At 46.9% G+C, this 17,713-nt stretch carries 20 protein-coding genes; 12 read left to right on the top strand and 8 right to left on the bottom strand.

The window, feature by feature from the left end:
* Positions 1-7: 7 nt before the first annotated feature.
* Genes flhB through UF05_RS11510 form a run of 6 tightly spaced genes read right to left on the bottom strand, consistent with a single transcriptional unit; the run spans position 8 to position 4,153 of the window.
* Positions 8-1,135: a flagellar biosynthesis protein FlhB gene (gene flhB, locus UF05_RS11535; RefSeq protein WP_005462787.1), complete on the bottom strand. Its 1,128-nt coding sequence runs from the start codon at positions 1,133-1,135 to the stop codon at positions 8-10.
* Positions 1,132-1,908: a flagellar biosynthetic protein FliR gene (gene fliR, locus UF05_RS11530; protein WP_021484135.1), complete on the bottom strand. Its 777-nt coding sequence runs from the start codon at positions 1,906-1,908 to the stop codon at positions 1,132-1,134. The genes flhB and fliR overlap by 4 nt, the downstream gene beginning before the upstream one ends.
* On the bottom strand, positions 1,908-2,177 hold the full coding sequence (gene fliQ / locus UF05_RS11525) for a flagellar biosynthesis protein FliQ (RefSeq protein WP_005462792.1): 270 nt from the start codon (positions 2,175-2,177) through the stop codon (positions 1,908-1,910). Before fliQ ends, fliR begins: the two co-directional genes overlap by 1 nt.
* Positions 2,178-2,189: 12 nt before the next feature.
* On the bottom strand, positions 2,190-2,948 hold the full coding sequence (fliP, locus tag UF05_RS11520) for a flagellar type III secretion system pore protein FliP (protein WP_005462793.1): 759 nt from the start codon (positions 2,946-2,948) through the stop codon (positions 2,190-2,192).
* An 18-nt stretch (positions 2,949-2,966) separates the two neighbouring features.
* The gene (fliN, locus tag UF05_RS11515; protein ID WP_005462794.1) at positions 2,967-3,338 is read right to left on the bottom strand and encodes a flagellar motor switch protein FliN; all 372 of its coding nucleotides are present in this window, start codon (positions 3,336-3,338) and stop codon (positions 2,967-2,969) included.
* On the bottom strand, positions 3,335-4,153 hold the full coding sequence (locus UF05_RS11510; RefSeq protein WP_045545539.1) for a FliM/FliN family flagellar motor switch protein: 819 nt from the start codon (positions 4,151-4,153) through the stop codon (positions 3,335-3,337). Before UF05_RS11510 ends, fliN begins: the two co-directional genes overlap by 4 nt.
* A 387-nt stretch (positions 4,154-4,540) precedes the next feature.
* Here UF05_RS11510 and UF05_RS11505 point away from each other — a divergent pair, with 387 nt between their 5' ends.
* The 8 genes from UF05_RS11505 to fliJ are packed head-to-tail and all read left to right on the top strand — an operon-like array spanning position 4,541 to position 12,564.
* Entirely contained in the window at positions 4,541-5,563 is a 1,023-nt protein-coding gene (locus tag UF05_RS11505; RefSeq protein WP_045545538.1) for a MotY family protein, read from the top strand.
* Positions 5,563-6,894 carry a sigma-54 interaction domain-containing protein gene (locus UF05_RS11500; protein ID WP_025534251.1) on the top strand — a complete coding sequence of 444 codons (1,332 nt, stop codon included), beginning with the start codon at positions 5,563-5,565 and terminating at the stop codon, positions 6,892-6,894. Before UF05_RS11505 ends, UF05_RS11500 begins: the two co-directional genes overlap by 1 nt.
* A 16-nt stretch (positions 6,895-6,910) precedes the next feature.
* The gene (fliE, locus tag UF05_RS11495) at positions 6,911-7,267 is read left to right on the top strand and encodes a flagellar hook-basal body complex protein FliE (protein ID WP_045545537.1); all 357 of its coding nucleotides are present in this window, start codon (positions 6,911-6,913) and stop codon (positions 7,265-7,267) included.
* 3 nt (positions 7,268-7,270) lie between these two features.
* Positions 7,271-9,025 carry a flagellar basal-body MS-ring/collar protein FliF gene (fliF, locus tag UF05_RS11490; protein ID WP_011106531.1) on the top strand — a complete coding sequence of 585 codons (1,755 nt, stop codon included), beginning with the start codon at positions 7,271-7,273 and terminating at the stop codon, positions 9,023-9,025.
* Entirely contained in the window at positions 8,988-10,007 is a 1,020-nt protein-coding gene (locus UF05_RS11485) for a flagellar motor switch protein FliG (protein WP_005478340.1), read from the top strand. Before fliF ends, UF05_RS11485 begins: the two co-directional genes overlap by 38 nt.
* Before the next feature lie 3 nt (positions 10,008-10,010).
* A complete protein-coding gene (gene fliH / locus UF05_RS11480) occupies positions 10,011-10,766 on the top strand; it encodes a flagellar assembly protein FliH (RefSeq protein WP_005478070.1) in 756 nt (251 codons plus the stop codon).
* Positions 10,759-12,108 (top strand): flagellar protein export ATPase FliI, encoded by a 1,350-nt coding sequence (gene fliI / locus UF05_RS11475; protein WP_005478244.1) that lies wholly within the window; start codon positions 10,759-10,761, stop codon positions 12,106-12,108. Before fliH ends, fliI begins: the two co-directional genes overlap by 8 nt.
* A gap of 15 nt (positions 12,109-12,123) precedes the next feature.
* Positions 12,124-12,564: a flagellar export protein FliJ gene (fliJ, locus tag UF05_RS11470; protein WP_005462826.1), complete on the top strand. Its 441-nt coding sequence runs from the start codon at positions 12,124-12,126 to the stop codon at positions 12,562-12,564.
* Between the two features lie 37 nt (positions 12,565-12,601).
* Here fliJ and UF05_RS11465 read toward each other — a convergent pair whose 3' ends face one another.
* Both UF05_RS11465 and UF05_RS11460 read right to left on the bottom strand, forming a co-directional pair.
* Positions 12,602-13,639 (bottom strand): S1 family peptidase, encoded by a 1,038-nt coding sequence (locus UF05_RS11465; protein WP_080338558.1) that lies wholly within the window; start codon positions 13,637-13,639, stop codon positions 12,602-12,604.
* 87 nt (positions 13,640-13,726) lie between these two features.
* Positions 13,727-14,617 (bottom strand): LysR substrate-binding domain-containing protein, encoded by an 891-nt coding sequence (locus tag UF05_RS11460; protein WP_045545536.1) that lies wholly within the window; start codon positions 14,615-14,617, stop codon positions 13,727-13,729.
* Between the two features lie 112 nt (positions 14,618-14,729).
* Between UF05_RS11460 and UF05_RS11455 the strand changes: the two genes are divergently transcribed.
* The 4 genes from UF05_RS11455 to UF05_RS11440 all read left to right on the top strand — a co-directional run bounded on the left by UF05_RS11455 (position 14,730) and on the right by UF05_RS11440 (position 17,644).
* Entirely contained in the window at positions 14,730-15,656 is a 927-nt protein-coding gene (locus tag UF05_RS11455) for a DMT family transporter (RefSeq protein ID WP_045545535.1), read from the top strand.
* 100 nt (positions 15,657-15,756) lie between these two features.
* Complete coding sequence (locus UF05_RS11450; protein WP_005462830.1) at positions 15,757-16,209, top strand: SRPBCC family protein; 453 nt, start codon at positions 15,757-15,759, stop codon at positions 16,207-16,209.
* Between the two features lie 139 nt (positions 16,210-16,348).
* Complete coding sequence (locus UF05_RS11445) at positions 16,349-17,101, top strand: phosphatase (protein WP_031791281.1); 753 nt, start codon at positions 16,349-16,351, stop codon at positions 17,099-17,101.
* Between the two features lie 153 nt (positions 17,102-17,254).
* A complete protein-coding gene (locus UF05_RS11440) occupies positions 17,255-17,644 on the top strand; it encodes a cytochrome b562 (RefSeq protein WP_023584529.1) in 390 nt (129 codons plus the stop codon).
* Positions 17,645-17,713: the final 69 nt, after the last annotated feature.

Genomic DNA, 17,713 nt, shown 5'->3' with positions numbered 1-17,713 from the left:
GGGTTAATCAGTGCTGCAAGTGTTTTGGAATTGAAAAATGAGGCAAAGGTGTCGGCTTTTTTCCGTCTCCTTTACGAAAGGCTTTCAACTGCAAAACGTAAGTAAGAATGTGTGCCACGGCGATATAAAGTTGGCTTGGAATTGCTTGCTCTATCGCGGTGGTGTGATAAATCGAACGTGTCAGAGGTGGGGAGTTAATGATTTCCACCTGATTTTCTCGCGCGATACGTTGAATGTGCATGGCAGTTTCATCGACGCCTTTGGCGACCACAAATGGCGCATCTGAGAGCGACGGCTCATATTTTAGAGCGACCGCATAGTGCGTCGGGTTTGTGATCACTACGTCGGCGGTCGGTACCATTTTGTCGATTTTTCGGCGCGCAAACTGCTGTTGAATTTGGCGTATACGTTGCTTGACTTCCGGGCGGCCTTCGTTGTTTTTGAATTCTTCCTTCAATTCTTGCTTCGTCATGCGAAGTTCTTTGAGGTGTTCCCAACGTTGGTAAGGAATATCAATCACACCAAACAACAGCAAAGCAAATCCCATCAAGAGCAGTCCTTCAAACAAGATAGACATCACCATTGAAAAACCTTGGTTAAGCGGAAGGTTTTGAATGCCTAACAATGGCTGAAGGTGATTGTCCAAGTAGCCGTAAAGGATGCCGAAAATCACCGTTACTTTGATTGTCGACTTAACCAGCTCCACCAACGAACGCGTTGAGAAAATACGCTTAATGCCGCTGAGCGGGTTGAGTTTACTTAGCTTTGGCAACATGTTTGCGGGACGAAACATCCAGCCGCCCAAGACCATACTGCTACCGAACGTCACGATGATGATAACCGTGAAAAGTGGCAACAGCATTTCGATGATCATGCCAAGGCTCTGACCCACTTGTTCTACCATTTGCTGTGGGTTTTCTAGGTCGGCTTTCGTCAACGACATGTTATAGCGGAAAATGCCGAACATGCTTTCCCAGATGCTATTGATTTGAGAGTAAAAATACAGCGCTACAGCCATAAAAATGACTGCAGTGGTGAATTCTTTCGCTCGTGGAATTTGGCCTTCCTGGCGGGCTTTTTTGACTTTCTGGGGGGAGGCCTTTTCGGTTTTGTCTTGTGACGACTGATCGCTCATGCGCCCCCCAACATAAAGTTGTTTAAGTGTCGGATCGTCTCATGCACCAGCGCGGTGTAGCGGCCCGGAACACCGGAAACAGAAATCAAAACACTGAACAGGCCAAGTAGCATGGTCATCGGAAAACCTAGCGCATAAACGTTCAGAGACGGTGCGGCGCGGTTCATCACACCAAAGCTGATGTTCGCCAACAGCATTGACACGATGGCAGGCAGCGCAAGTGCGAGAGAAGCCGCAAACATCCAACCAAACACATTGATCACGCCTTGTAGTGATAGGGCCGTGATGCCTGAGCCAACAGGCCACACCACAAAACTCTGAATAACGATGTCGATCACCAGTAAGTGCCCTTCTAGTGACAAAAAGAGTAAGGTCGAAAAAATCAAAAAGATACGGCCTAGAATCGCCACCGACAGACCATTCACAGGGTCGTTCATCATTGCCATACCCAAACCCATCTGCAAAGAAATGGTTTGGCCGAGCATGGTGAACACGTTAAACAGCATGTGCAGAATCAGACCGAACATCAAACCCCAAATCGCTTGCTCAAATGCCAGAAACAAAGAGGTTAATGAGAAGAGTTCAACCGCAGGCATTGTTGGCATTAATGGCGCTGTGATGACCACGATAGAGAGTGCTAATAAGCTGCGAACCCAAATCGGAATCAACGCGTCACCAAAAAATGGCATGGATAAAAATACCGCTCCCACACGAAAAAACGGCCACCAAAGTTGACCGAGAATTGCGGAGAGGTCTGCAAATGTGATGGCCATCAGCCAATCATCCCCGGAATGTTGTGGAACAAGAAATCAAACAACTCCATGATTTTGCGAAGAATCCAGTGTCCTGCAAAAATCACCATCAACAGAGTGACGATCAGACGTGGTAAAAAGCTCAATGTCTGTTCGTTGATTTGCGTTGCCGCTTGGAATACCGCAATACCCAAACCCACAATCAGGCCTGGCACTACCAGTACGGCCACCATCAAGATGATAAGCCATACAGCATCAGAAAATAGAGTAACGGTTAATTCAGGTGTCATCATGAGCTCCTGTTAACCGAAACTGGCTGAAAGAGTGCCGACCGTCATCGCCCAGCCATCGACCAGAACGAACACCACCAACTTGAATGGCAAAGAGACGATAAGTGGTGAAAGCATCATCATACCCATGGCCATCAAGACGCTAGCGACCACCAAGTCGATGATCAAAAACGGAATGAACAGCATAAAGCCGATTTGGAACGCAGTTTTAAGCTCACTGATCACAAACGCAGGAAGAACAACGGCAAACGAGATGTCTTCTACTTTTTGATCGAGCGGCTCATTAGCAATTCGCAACATTTGCTCAAGAGAGCTTTGATGGGTTTGCGCCAACATGAAGTTGCGAACGGGCTTTTCCGCCACGGAAAATGCTTGAACCAGCGTAATTTCACCATTGTCGTATGGTTGGAACGCGTTCTCGTAGATATCCGTCCAAACTGGGCGCATGATGAGCAGAGTAAGCGTTAATGCAATACCCACTAGCACGCGGTTTGGCGGGCTCTGCTGCAAACCAAGCGCTTGGCGCAAGATAGCCAGCACCACAATAATGCGTGTAAAGCTCGTCGCCATCAAAATGAAAGCAGGAAGGAAACTGAGCGCCGTCATCAACAAAAGAATTTGTAGTTTAACGCTGTACTCTTGTTGTGCGTCGCCGTCCGTAACGGACAGAATTGTTAAGCCGTTGTCTGCTGCCATTGTTGGGAATGCAAACAAAAGTGACACCAATACCAACAAAGGTAACCAACGATGCCAAGCGCTCAGATTGTTCATTGTACTGCCTACCAAAAATTATCGACCAACGCCGCTTAATGCCGAATCGTGTACGTCAATCAAGCGAAGACCGTATTTGTCATTAACGACAACTACTTCCGCATGGCCAAGTAGGGAACCGTTCACTTTTACGTCCAACGGTTCGCCGTTCAGCTTTTCAAGTTCAATGACGGTGCCTTCGCCCGCTTTCATCAAATCACCAAGTGGGATCTCTTTACTTGCGACTTCAAGCGTGACAGTCACAGGGATGCTTTTGAAAAAGCTCAGGTCGCGCTCTGCAGCAACAGGCTCAGGTTGGCGCGTTGTTTCAGCTTCAAAGTCTTCTAATTGAAAATCATCAAAGTTCAGTTCATCTGTGTCGAACGCTTTAGTTTCAGGCGCTTCGCTCATCGCTGCGTTTCCTTATCCGGGTTAAAAATCAAAACAAGCTGTCCGTCTTGCTCAGCAATACGGCCAGTAAAGAGAGGTTGATTGCCAATGCTTACCGGTACGGTATTCAGTAATTCGATTGGCATGATGTCATCAGGTTTTAGGCTGACAACGTCACTTAGAGCCATCGTTTTTTTACTCAATACCACGTTAAGACGAACTGGCGTTGATTCTAGGGAACGACAAAAAGGTTCATACAAATCCACGTCTGATTGCAGCTCAAGCTGTTCAATCAAGGTTTGGATCAGATGCGTGTCCAGTTTTAAGTACATCGACCCTTGATAACCTTCAAAGGTGATATTTAATTGGACACATAAGCCTATGCCGCGTTGAGCTTCATACTCACATGCTTCCCACATGTCTTGCGGTGCTAGCCAACCGATAATAATGCGGCTGATTCTTTCCTGTAGGCGAAGATCACTGGCAGTCAGTGTTGCGACTGAACGCTCTGTATTAGCGCCATAAAAACGGTCTGCTAATTTAACGAGAGTCTGAGTATCACCGTGAACAAATACCATGCCACCTTCTTGGTGCTTATGGGTGGATGTCTGATCTTTGTCCATCATTGCAGGAGAGAATCGATGCAGGTCTACGGAGGTTAAGCTAGCTTCCACTTTGTTTGTACTGAGCCAATTTTGTAATTCATTCGTTAGGCTTGAACAAGATTCTGAAATTAAATTTTCAAGCTTATCTCGAATGATATGAATAGGCTTGCCTAATAATTCGACATCAAGAGGTTTGATATCGGAAATAGACTCACTAACTCTAGTTTCCATTTATATTTTACCGTGCGTTAACAAACTAAGTTCTTCTAACTTAATATTCGGTAGTCTACACAGAGTTTTTCATGATGTTTTAGTTTTAACTTCGAATTATGTGACTTTAGTTCACATGTTGCTTATGTCAGTACATGCGAAGCTTTTAATAAAAATTAAAAAGGGTTAGTTTCATTTATAAATCGGTTAATAAATTAAAATAGCAACTTTTGAGCAATGTTTGTTGTTATTTCACCAGGTTCCTCTATCTGGTGACTAACGTGATTATTATAAAAATATTAATATAACTAATTGTTTTATTGGTCTTATCTCGTTTGTTTTATGGGTGTTCCAGCTCATACTAAACGTTTGCCAATCAATTTAAATATTTCAGAATAGGTAATTAACATGATTAGCTATGCCAGTTATAGAGCTTCAGTGGCATATTTAATTAAGCTGCTTAAGTCATGGAAATGTAAGATATACCTTTCCTTTCGTAGTTTGATAATAATTTGTAACGTCTTTTTTTCTTTGGGTTTGGTCAATTTTAATCCAGCCATGTCTGGTGAGGTGTTGACAGTTCCAATGGATATTTCTAATTGGTCTTTCAAAGGAAATAAATTTGAGTGCAACCTGATGCATTCAAAAGTTCCAATGGGGAAGTTTTATTTCCGTGCGGAACCAAATAATCAAATTTTATTTATTTCCGATATACGCAACGAAGGGAATAAATGGCAAGGTGTGACATTAATTAGTCAAAATGCACCGTGGGGTAAAGAGCTTTATAGAAAAGTTGAATCTTCTCTTACGGTTACCAAGCCTTCTCGTCGATTTGTATTCCGTAAAGGCGCACCCTCACTAATGAAGGCGATTGCCGGTGGTAGTTGGATTACGCTGGTATTGGAAGGAAAAGATGCTTCCGCTTTGTCAGAGGTCAGAATCCCAACAATTCAAATTCAAAAGGCACTGAGCGAATTTAATGCGTGTCTTGAGCGACTACCGAAACTGTCGTTCTCACAAGCAAGAGACATCGTTTTGCCTTTTCAATTCGGTCAGAAAACACTAAATGCGACTCAGCAACAGACGTTAGCTGCGCTCTATAGCTATCTTTCTGTTGATGACCGAGTGACGAAAGTGCTAATCGATGGCCATACCGACAATGTTGGACCAAGGCTCACCAACCTTTCGGTATCACGTTTACGTGCTCAACAAGTGGCCGATGCACTGATTGCTCACGGTGTAAACCCAAATATTATCGAAGTCAGATCTCATGGTGACCGATATCCGGTCGCAAATAACAATACAGCAGCTGGTCAGGCCAAAAATCGACGTGTGACGTTGCGCCTAGTCAGAGACAACGAACGCACCATAGAAAAAAACACCATGTACGTACAACAACAGACTCAACAAAAGAAGGTTAAGGTTCAATGATGACGAAAACGAATATTTTGTTGGTTGAGCCGAACGAACACCTTGCTCAACCTGTACTGGATGTGCTGAAGAATGCCGGTTACACCGCAAAGCACACACGTACAGGGCGAAGCGCACTATTAGAAGAGCGCGCAAGCATCACGTTAGTGAGCTCTACGCTACCGGATATGTGCGTACGTGAGTTTGTTACGTGTCACCAGAAGCAGCGTAATGCTGGCGTTGTGATTGCGATTGTGGATCAAGAACAAGGCATTTTGGCGGCAGAGACTATGAAGTCGGGTGCGACCGATTACTTGTTGCGTCCATTTGAAGCGAATCAGCTCATCAATTTGCTAAAGCGTGTTGAAGCTCTTGGCAAACCAATGGCAAACATTGTGGCTGAGTCGTGGCGCAGTAAGCAGGTACTTCAATTGGCGCACCGTGCAGCGTGTACGAACGCGAGTGTGTTGATCACGGGTGAGTCTGGTACGGGTAAAGAGGTGCTAGCTCGATATGTACACGAACACTCTCCTCGCATTAATGGCCCATTTGTTGCAGTGAACTGTGCCGCGATTCCTGAATCGATGCTAGAAGCGGTGCTTTTTGGTCATGTGAAAGGCGCGTTTACTGGCGCGACGAATTCGCAAAGCGGTAAGTTTGAAGAAGCAAACGGCGGCACGATTTTGTTAGATGAAATCGGTGAAATGTCTCCTGCAGTCCAAGCCAAACTTTTGCGCGTACTTCAAGAGCGAGAAGTGGAACGTGTGGGCAGTCACAAAGCCATCAAGCTTGATATTCGAGTGATTGCAGCAACCAACAAAGATTTACGCGAAGAAGTGCAAAAAGGCACCTTCCGTGAAGATCTTTACTATCGATTGGATGTGTTGCCATTGCATTGGCCACCACTTCGCGAAAGAAAAGAAGACATTTTACCGATCAGCCAATTCTTTATTGAAAAATATCAAGATAGCAGCCGCTGTCACTTATCTCAGGATGCGATCAGCGCTCTGAGTCAGTATCACTGGCCGGGCAATATTCGTGAATTAGAGAACGTTATTCAACGTGCCTTGGTGATGCGCCATGGTGACTACATTACAGCGCACGATCTGATGTTACCGATTGAACTCATTGCCCCAGTGCCTTCCATGGAGCCAAAGTCCAGCTTTGGTCATGTGGAAGCGAAGAAGCAGGCTGAATACCAATTTATTTTGGACAAATTACGTCAGTTTGGTGGAAACCGAACCAAAACCGCAAACGCCTTGGGAGTATCAACCCGAGCGCTACGTTACAAGCTCGCAGCCATGCGAGAACACGGTATTGATTTACAGTCGGCTCTAGGCTCGGCTGCCTAATAGGAGAAAAATATAGATGGCAAGTCAACCTACTAATGCGGTCTCGGCAGAGCAACTCATGTTGTCAAAAATGCAGGCGATGCAGGCTCAAGTGCAGCCGCCTGAATTTATCGTGATTGCCAACCCTTTAGATCAACAAGCACTGAATGCTCCACTGTCGTTTTCTCAAGCGATGACGAACGTGTTGGATACAGTCAATCAACATCAATCTGCGGCCAGTCAAAAAATGACGGCGGTAGAAACTGGGCAAAGTGACGACTTAGTTGGCGCAATGGTCGCAAGCCAGAAAGCCAGCTTATCGTTCAACGCTCTTATGCAGGTGCGCAACAAAGTGGTTGCCTCTTTTGAAGATATTATGAAGATGCCGGTGTAATTCATGTCAGAACTAACCCCCCAAGTTGCCGGAAATACGGCCATGACGACCAGCACGACACAAGCGTTCTCGCCAGCAGGCAACATGGACGACGTGACAAATAAGCTAAAGCAGCTTTGGTCAAGTAGCCAACGAAATCTTGTTCTATCCGCTGTTCTCGCGGCGATTGTAGCGGCGATCATTGTGGTTGCGCTTTGGAGTTCTTCTCAAAGCTTCCGTCCGCTATACAGCCAACAAGAGCGATTCGATATTGGTGAGATTGTCTCGGTCTTAGAGAGTGAAGGTGTGAGCTACCGCATGCAGGAGCAGAACGGCCAAGTGCTGGTTCCTGAAGGTGAGGTGGCTCGCATTCGTATGTTATTGGCGTCAAAAGGCGTAAAAGCGAAACTGCCAACCGGATTGGATTCGCTGAAAGAAGACAGCTCATTAGGTACTAGCCAGTTTATGGAGACTGCGCGTTACCGTCATGGTTTAGAAGGTGAGTTAGTACGCACTATCATGTCGCTAAACTCGGTAGCGAATGCGCGTGTTCACCTTGCGATTCCTCGTCAAACTTTGTTTGTACGCCAAAACGGTGAAAACCCGTCTGCATCTGTCATGCTCGAACTCAAACCGGGTGAAGACCTTAAGCCAGAACAGGTTGAAGCGATCATCAACTTGATCGTAGGCAGTGTGACGGCAATGAAGCCTGAGTTTGTTTCTGTCATCGATCAATATGGCCGACTGTTGAGTGCAGATGTGGCGTCGGCAGAAGCGGGCAAAGTAAACGCGAAATATCTGGAATACCAAAAGAACGTTGAGAAGCAAATCATCCAACGTGCGGCAGACATGCTAACGCCGATTGTTGGCCCTAGTAATTTCCGCGTTCAGGTTGCAGCCGATATGGATTTCAGCCAAGTGGAAGAAACGCGAGAAATCCTTGATAACGCGCCAGTGGTTCGTAACGAACACACCATTCAAAACAATTCGATTGACCAAATCGCGCTTGGCGTACCAGGTTCTCTCAGCAACCAGCCTCCAGTGACTGGTGAGGCGGCGACAAACGACAGCCAAAACACCAATGCGCGCTCTGAAGTGAATCGTCAGTATGCGGTTGGCAGTAGCGTGCGTCGTACTCAGTACCAACAAGGTCAGATTGAGAAATTGAGTGTATCGGTTCTATTGAACTCAAAAGCATCGCCAGACGGCGTGGCTTGGAGCGATGCAGACAAAGCGCAAATCTCTACCATGATCACCGATGCCGTTGGCATTTCAGCTGCGCGAGGTGACAGCTTGAGCTTGATGAGCTTCAACTTCACACCGATTGATATCGATGCGCCAACAGCTCTGCCTTGGTGGCAAGACCCTACGGTTCAACAGCCATTACGTTACGTGATCGGCGGTATGTTGGGCTTGGCGATGATCTTCTTTGTGTTGCGTCCATTGATCATGCACCTAACCGGCGCAGACAAGCCAGTTCCTGAACTGAACTTTGCTGAGCCGCCACAAGAAGAGCCAGATTACGACAACTTGCAAACACGTGAAGAGCGTGAGCATGAAGAAGTGCTTAACCGTCGTCTGTCTGAAAAAGGCATTTCTGCCTCGACGGGTCTGGATGTGAACAGCGACATGCTGCCTCCTGCAGGTTCTCCACTAGAGATTCAATTGAAACACCTACAGCTTATTGCTAATGAAGAGCCAGAGCGCGTAGCCGAAATACTGAAACAATGGGTAAACATCAATGAACACAGCTCAGTTGACGTCAAAACAAACGCTTAGTTATGTAGAACAAACCGCGCTTGTGCTACTGGGCATGGGCGAGGATGCAGCGGCCAAAGTGTTGCAGCATTTCACCCGCGACGAAACACAGCGTGTGACTCGCGCAATGGCGAAACTGAATGGCATAAAAAGCGATTCAGCACGCGGCGTGATTCAAAACTTTTTTGAAGATTTTCGTGAGCACAGTGGTATTCGTGGTGCATCGAAAGAGTACTTGTCGAACACCTTGCGTAAGGCGCTCGGTAACGATCTTGCTAAAGGTCTGTTGAACAACCTGTACGGTGACGAAATTCGCAACAACATGCAGCGTCTGCAATGGGTAGAGGCTGAAACGCTGGCGCGATTTATCGTCAACGAGCACCCGCAGATGCAAGCCATTTTCTTGGCTTATCTGCCAGCGGATAGCTCATCTGCCGTGCTGAAGCATCTGCCTCAAGACTACCATGATGAAATCATCTTCCGTATTGCGCAGCTACAAGACATCGATCACCAAGTCGCGACCGATCTGCATGAACTGGTTGAACGTTGTATCGAAAAAGTGTCTGCAAGCCAAAGCGTACCGCTTTCTGGCGTTAAGCAAGCGGCAGACATCATCAACCGCTTTGAAGGCGACCGTGGTTCACTGATGGAAATGCTCAAACTGCATGATGAAGAAGTGGTTAACGCCATCGAAGAGAACATGTTTGACTTCATGGTACTGGGCCGTCAACGCGAAGAAACCATGGACATGCTCGTACAGCAAATTCCACTCGAGCTTTGGGCTACGGCACTGAAAGGTTCGGATATCACGTTGCAGCAAGCGATCAAACGCTCAATGCCACAACGTATGGTGAAAGCGCTAGAAGACGATATGGAAGCGCGTGGTGCAGTTGCACTGAGTCGAGTTCAGAAAGCACGCCAAGACATCATGCAAATGGTGCGCGAGCTTGATGAGTCGGGCGAAGTTCAGTTGCTTCTATACGAAGAGCCAACGGTGGAATAAAGCATGGCAGAACAAAGATCGAACATTATGCGACTGCCTCCAAGTGGTTACCGTTTACACCGTTTTCCGCCGCTGGCTCAGCCAGTTGCGGTTGATGAAGAGTTCGGCTTGGACAACCAAGGTTGGCAAGAGTCGCAAGTGGACATTCAGCAGCAACTTGAAGCAGGTTTCCAACAGGGGCTGCAACAAGGTCATGAAGAAGGTTTACGCCAAGGTATCGAGCAAGGTAAGCAACAAGGCTTGCTCGATGGTCAGAAAGAAGGCTTTCAGAAAGGATTTGTTTCTGGTGAACAAGCTGGTAAGCAAGGCTTTTTAGAAGCGGCGAAGCCAGTTAATGACTTGTTCCAAGCCTTATCTCGCTGGCAAAGTGAAAAAGAGCAGCAGCAACGCCACATGATTTGTGAGTTAGTACAGAAGGTGGCTCAGCAGGTGATTCGTGCCGAGCTTACTCTGATGCCACAGCAAATTCTGGCGCTAGTGGATGAAACACTGTCTGCGATGCCGGGCAAAGCGGAGACTGTGACGGTTCATCTCAACCCACAAGATCTAGAACGCATTACGCACATTAACGCGGATCTGCCTAAGTCTTGGAAGCTGGTTGCCAACAACGAACTGCCAATAGGTGGTTGTCAGTTAGTGACGGATGATGCGGAAGCAGACGCCAGTTGTGACTCACGCTTAGAGGCGTGTATGGACAACGTAAAACAGCACTTGTTAGACGAAGTCAGCATTCCACAGGTTGAGTCTGAAAATGAGTAGTACATTAAGCCACGAGCTATTAAGTGAGCGTTTGAGCGATGCATTAGCATCGCTTGATTCTATTCCCGTTGCGCGAGTAACCGGACGCTTGATTAAAGTGAACGGCTTGATGTTACAAGCGGTTGGATGTCGTTTTAAGCTTGAGCAACGTTGCTTAGTGGAAACCGCCGAAGGCGATATGATCGAAGCACAAGTGGTCGGCTTCGATCATACCGTTGCGTACTTAATGCCAATCCGCCGTTTAGGCGGTTTGTTTGCAGGTGCGAAGGTGATCCCATTAGACGGCGACAGTACCGTGCAACTCAGCTCTCAGTGGATGGGACGCGTGGTGAACGGCTTAGGCGAGCCATTGGATGACGGCATGCCGCTTAAAGGAGGCGATCGTGTTTCACTTGAACCTAAACCGATCAACCCCCTTAAGCGTCGTCCTGTCGATACCCCGCTTAATGTTGGCGTTCGTGCGATCAACGGTTTGCTGACGGTCGGTAAAGGTCAGCGTATTGGTCTAATGGCGGGCAGTGGTGTTGGTAAAAGTGTGTTGATGGGGATGATCACCAAAAACACGGAAGCGGACGTCATTGTGGTGGGTTTGATTGGTGAGCGTGGTCGAGAAGTTCGTGAGTTCATTGAACGCAACTTAACGCCAGAAGCGAGAGAAAAAGCCATCATCATTGCTGCGCCTGCGGATGAATCACCATTGATGCGACTTAGAGCGACACTGCTTTGCCACCGCGTCGCGGAGTATTTCCGAGATCAAGGCAAAGATGTACTTTTGTTGATGGATTCCCTAACGCGTTATGCGATGGCTCAACGTGAAATCGCGTTATCTTTGGGGGAACCGCCAGCGTCGCGCGGTTATCCGCCTTCAGTATTCAGTGTGTTACCGCAGCTATTAGAGCGAGCGGGTAACAGTGAAAATCCTCATGGCAGCTTAACGGCGATTTACACTGTACTGGCGGAAGGCGACGATCAGCAAGACCCAGTCGTGGACTCTGCTCGTGCCATTTTGGATGGACACGTTGTGTTGTCGCGCCAGCTGGCTGAACAAGGGCATTATCCGGCGATTGATATCAACGCTTCTATCAGCCGTTGTATGAGTACTTGTACGCAACCTGCTCATTCCACCATCGCAAACAACTTCCGCCAAATGTACTCCAATTACCTTCAGGTGAAAGAGTTACTGCCGCTTGGTGGCTATCAACCGGGTCAGGACCCTGAGTTGGATCAGTCTGTGTCGATGTATCCGCATTTGCGTTCGTACTTACAGCAATCAGCGAACGAGGCGGTGGATTACACCACAAGTTTGACTGAGCTGGCTCAAATGTTCCAAGGCGCACAGTAGAGAGCGAACGCAGCGATGAAAGCCAAACTTAAAGCGGTCGGCAAACTGCAACAAATGGAAGAAAAGCAGCGTGATAGGGTCGGGCAGCAGCTCGACGCTATGCGTCAGCGTCACAATCATCTTTCAACGCAGTTGCAACAACTTTCAGCTCTCAAAGGACACGCTGGTCAATCGGCGTTGTCCTCTCCGTCTTTGAATAGCGCGGCGTTGATGAACTTCAACCGCGTTGATCAGATGCTGCAAAGAATGCTTCGTCACCACGAGCAAGAACAAGCGGTGATGCAAGCTGAATGTGCATCAGTACAAAAAACGTTAGAACACAAACACGCTCGCGTTCAAGGGTTGGAAAAGGTATTAGAGAGATGGCGTACCAAGCAAAATTATGAGAAAGCCAAAAAAGAGCAAAAGCTGATTGAAGACATCATCAACTCTCGCGTGAAACGCAAAACGTTGTAAGCGTTTTGCGTTTATTTTTATCTAGTAAAGAGAAACGTTACGTCGTCTTTCTGCGTCGCAGCCAACCGAATAATCCTCCAAAGAGCAACAACCCTGCGCCTATTGCACCGCCGCTGCCGTTATCGCTAAATCCTGAAACATTAGTGTCTTCTGGATCAAAGCCTGAATCACCTTCGCTATGGTAATCCTCTAAGGCTGCTAAGCTCGCGTTATAAACGGTTTTGACCCCAGAACTGGTTCTTGCCTCTATCCACGAGGTGTAATTCAGAATCTCTGTGAAGACGCTCGGAATGGCTGCCGACTCACAAATGGATGAGCCGTAGCTCACTATCCCGATTTGCTGATACATACCGTTGCTGTCTTGATAGGTGAGAGGGCCGCCAGAGTCCCCACTACATATTCCGGTATAGCTACGGTCTGGAAAGCCATTTGCACAAATGTTTTCTTGATCGTTATACCCCACAACGAGAGAAGCGCATTGGGCATCAGAAAGCGGTTGAACCTCCGCCCATCGCAAATAGTTCGGGCCGCTGGTGTCGGTCGTAGACGTTTGTCCCAATCCAAAGATTTGATAAACCGATTCGCCGCTGTAATCGCCAAAATCTTGAGGCAGAGTGATGGACTGAACGTTATCGGTAATTGGTCGGGTTAACTCCAATACCGCCAAGTCGTTAATCCATAGGTCATTAGGATCATAGTTGGGGTGAATTGTAATAGTGCGAACGTCTTTGAACTCTTCGACATAAACATCGTTCATGGTTGGATTTTTTACCAGAACACGGAGATCGTTCGCTGTCCAACCGTCAGTAAAAACCGTGGATTCTACGCAGTGGGCGGCCGTTAATATGAAACGATCATTAACGATAGAACCACCACAAATATTCGCGAATTGTCGGTCGCCCGTTTTGTGTAAAATTAGCCGAGCAAAGAAGGGGAGCTGATTTTGAGACGCTTGCTGGCCTCCGATAATCGCGGTTGAAATGCCTTGCTCGTCAAGCTCCGACCCGTCACTGGCATTACCCACTGCTGGTACAACGAGACAAGCCCCAATCACTACTCTATGAAACAATCGCATAGCCTCATCCTTGAGTTTTTTCGCACTCTATTTACTTTAGCCGAGAGTTCACCAAGCTCAAGTTAACGTATTGAGTAACAGGCTCAGTTACGCAAATTCTTGTTTTAACCACGAGCGCAATAAGTGAAAGCTTTCTTGCTTAAGCTTATGCGGTGGGCACACAAAATAAAGCTGCTGATTAGGATTGATCACAGGCTCACCAAGTTCGATCAGTTGACCGTACTTGATGTCGTCTTTCACAAACAAACGATGAGTCACCAACACCCCCAAACGACGCGTGGTTGCCTGTACTGCTTGAATCGACATATTAAAAGTGATGGGCTTTTTGTTTTTTGGACGAGCGACTCCTGTCGCGTCTGACCAGACTTGCCAATCGTATTTTCTGCGCTCATTCGTGACCTCAATGAGCGGATACGTCTTTAAGATGTCAGAAAGGTTAACTGGATTGCTGTGGTCGATGAGATCAGGGCTGCACACTAATACCAGTTCGTCTTCACTGAGCTTTTCGCAATAGTAGTCTTGCCACTCTTCAGGGTTGCCATGCACCAACGCAGCATCAACGCCTTCTTGTTCCAAATTGAACCGTCCAGAAAGGTTAGAGAGGCGTACATCAAGTTGGGGCGCGTAGGCTTGAAGGCTTGGCATACGTGGGATCCACCAATGCAGTGCCAAGGAATTCACCATGTTTAGCGTAATGCGTTGAGAGTTTTGATCGTGCATCAGTGCTTCGGTTGCATCGACGATTTGTTCTAACGCTGGCGCGACTTTGCGGTAGTATTTTTTGCCTTCGGTATTGAGGTACACATGGCGTCCAATTCGGTCAAAAAGCGGTTTGTTTACTTGGCTTTCGAGAGATTTAATCGCTTGGCTGATCGCCGAGTGGCTAACGCTCAGAAGCTGGGCGGCTTCCGTCATACTGCCTGATTCCGCCACCGCCACAAACGCGTAGATGGATTTTAATGGTACTAATTTGCGCATGGAACGAACCTGTTTTCAATGTGTAAGTTTTACTTACAATAGTGGTTAATATTACTCGCTATTTCTATAAAGTCACTTTTCATAAAATGCTCCGAGAATTAAGGAGTATCTAATGAATCACGTTCACAAACCCATCGTATTTATGTTGATGTCTACATTAAGCTTATCTGTTACGGGCTTGCTAGCAAAGCAGCTGTCTGAGGCGCTTTCGGTAACCATGTTCAGCTTTCTGCGATTTTTCCTACCTGCGCTTATCTTGCTCTTAGTTCTGATCCCGAAAGGCATCAAACTGCCGAAATCGACCGAGTTGAAGCCCACTTTGCTACGCGCACTTTGTATTGGTCTGTCTCAATTGTGCTTTATTGCGTCTCTTCAAACGTTAACGCTGGTCGAAAGTGTGGTTCTTTTTGCTACAGGTCCGTTGTTTATGCCTGTGATTGAAAAGCTTGTCTGGCATGGAAAAATTCGCGCGTCCACCGTTTTTGGTATTGTGATGGCGTTTAGTGGTGTGGTGTTGTTGGCTGGAACGGAAGGCGAATTTACTTTGCGATACGACTTACTGCTTGGTTTGGCCGGTGGCCTGTTTAACTCCGGCTCACAATTGACGCTGTATAAAGTCAGCAAAAGTAATATGTCGCCGCTAGAGATCAACTTTTGGGCGTTTAGCTTTGCCGCGTTATTTATTCTGCCTTTGGCGCTTATCAACGATGGCTCTGGACTGTTGGGGGCTCATTCATTCTCACTATCCGTTGAGCCTAGTGTGCTGTGGCTATTAGTCATGTCGATGTTGATCATCAATACTCAAGTGTTTCGTGCAAAAGCCTATCAACTGGCCAGTAGCGGCTCTCAACTCGCACCACTGATTTTTACCAACTTGTTGTTTACGGCCGTTTGGCAATCACTTTTTTTCGCTGATGTAATGAGCCGCACTCAAATCGCGGGCATGGGCTTAATTGTGCTCGCGACGGTATTGAATGGGTTCTGGGATGTATTGGTCAAGCATCATCAAAGCAAGGCGTTACAAACGAGAACATCTTAGTGTCTCGTAAAAGTAAGTTGAGATAAGCATTTAAAACGCAAGCAAATTTGATTTTTCCTGAGAATAAACTAGCGTCAATGAAGGTTCAGGGAGAGAAAACATGCTTACATTAAACTATTACGTAGAAATAACCGCGACTCCGCAGCGCGTATGGAGAGTGCTGACGGATGCTGAGCTTTACAAGCGTTGGGCGCAGGCATTTTCACCTCAATCTCAATTCGAAGGAGAGTGGGAAGAGGGCAGCGACATCACCTTTTTTGATCCGGATATGGGCGGCACTCGCGCAGTGATTGATTCTGTGCAGCCACTGCATCGGCTAGAGTTTCATCATGTTGCCATCTTTAACCCCGACAATAGGCAACAGTTGGACGCCGATATCGCCGCCAAGTGGATTGGATCTCGTGAGATCTATCAGATCGACACAGAAGACGAACGCTTGTTGCTCAACATCACCATTCACACTCACAGTGACTTTGTATCGATGTTCAACAATGGGTGGGAAAAAGCGTTGCCATTGATTAAAAGTATTTGTGAGGAAACGGACTCGCAATAGCACTAAATATCGAGACTCACTTTTTCCATTTCTAGGCTGAGTAAGAGAGCGTTCACCGCCGCATTTTCGGTGTTCGCTACATCTTGACCGCACGAGGGTATACAATACCCGCAAATTTGAGCACTCAAGAGACTGGATGATGGAATTTAAGGTTGATACCCACACGCATACTTACGCGAGTGGTCATGCGTATAGTACGTTGATTGAAAACGCAAAGTCGGCAAAAGAGAACGGGTTAACCATGTTTTGCACGACGGACCATGCGGAGTCGATGCCGGGTGCGCCTCACTACTGGTTTTTCTCCAACCAAAAAATTCTGCCTCGTTTTCTTGAAGATGTTGCCATCGTTCGCGGAGTGGAATCCAACATACTTAACATTGAAGGTGAAATTGATATTCCGCCAAGCGTCGATCGCAATTTGGACTGGGTTATTGCCAGTTTCCACGAGCCCGTTTTTCCACCTGCCAATAAAGAAGCACATACTGAAGCGCTGATAAACGTCATCAAAAGCGGTCGCGTTGATGCGTTAGGGCATTTGGGTAACCCGAACTTCGACTTCGATTTTGAACAAGTGCTGAAGTGCGCTAGAGAGCACAATGTAGCGATAGAAATCAATAACACCACGCTCAAAGGCAACAGCCGTGTTGGCAGTGTGGATCGTTGTCATGAAATTGCGCAAATCGGCAAAGCGTTAGATGTGTATTTTACTACGGGAAGCGATGCACACTTTTGTCATGATGTGGGCAATCTGGAGCTTGTCAGTGAGCTGATGGACAACCTTGATATTGATAGCAACAAAGTGATTACTCACTCTGCTAAACAGTTTTTGTCATTTCTTGAACTGCGTGGCCGCTTGCCAATCGCAGAGTATGACGAGATTCGCAACGCATAAACTTGATTACATTTTAGGTATGCACCCTAGGTAAGATTGCTTTACACTGCCCCTCTTAAATACCCGAATATTCCTACAATGCGTATTAGCGTGGCGAGTTATTTGGGTAAACGAAGCCGACACAGAATTCGGCACTAAAATGGAGAAGTGAAAATGTTACGTCCTTTAGTTCTAGGGTGTGCGATTGCGTTGGGCTCAACATACGCGATGGCAGAAGCGGTTGATTTGAAGCAAAACATGAAGCAGATGAAGATGGAATTCAAACAGGCAGCAGAAGCGTCTGACGTGGAAACCATGAAATCAGCGATTGATAGCTTACAAGCCATTGTAGAACAGTCAAAACGTGGTAATTACCCACCAGAAAAGTTTGATACTTACCTAGAAGGTTTCAACAAACTGTCGGTAACGCTAGACAAAATCGAAGCGGATCTGGATGCAGGTAATTTGACAGAAGCAAAAGCGCAACTGCGTGAGATCGATAGCCTTCGTGAAGAGTACCACGACAAGCGTAATCCAAGCATTTGGAGCAAGCTGTTTGGTTAAGCAGCGCTTACGTGCATGAATGATTGAAAGAAAGCCCGCAAATTTGCGGGCTTTTTTGTCTCTGTCAAC

The organism is Vibrio sp. S457-15 (genome assembly GCF_000960545.1).
GTDB classification, from domain to species: Bacteria; Pseudomonadota; Gammaproteobacteria; order Enterobacterales; family Vibrionaceae; genus Vibrio; species Vibrio parahaemolyticus.
Note: the sequence above shows the minus strand (reverse complement) of the source record. Positions and strands in the feature narration are given on the sequence as shown.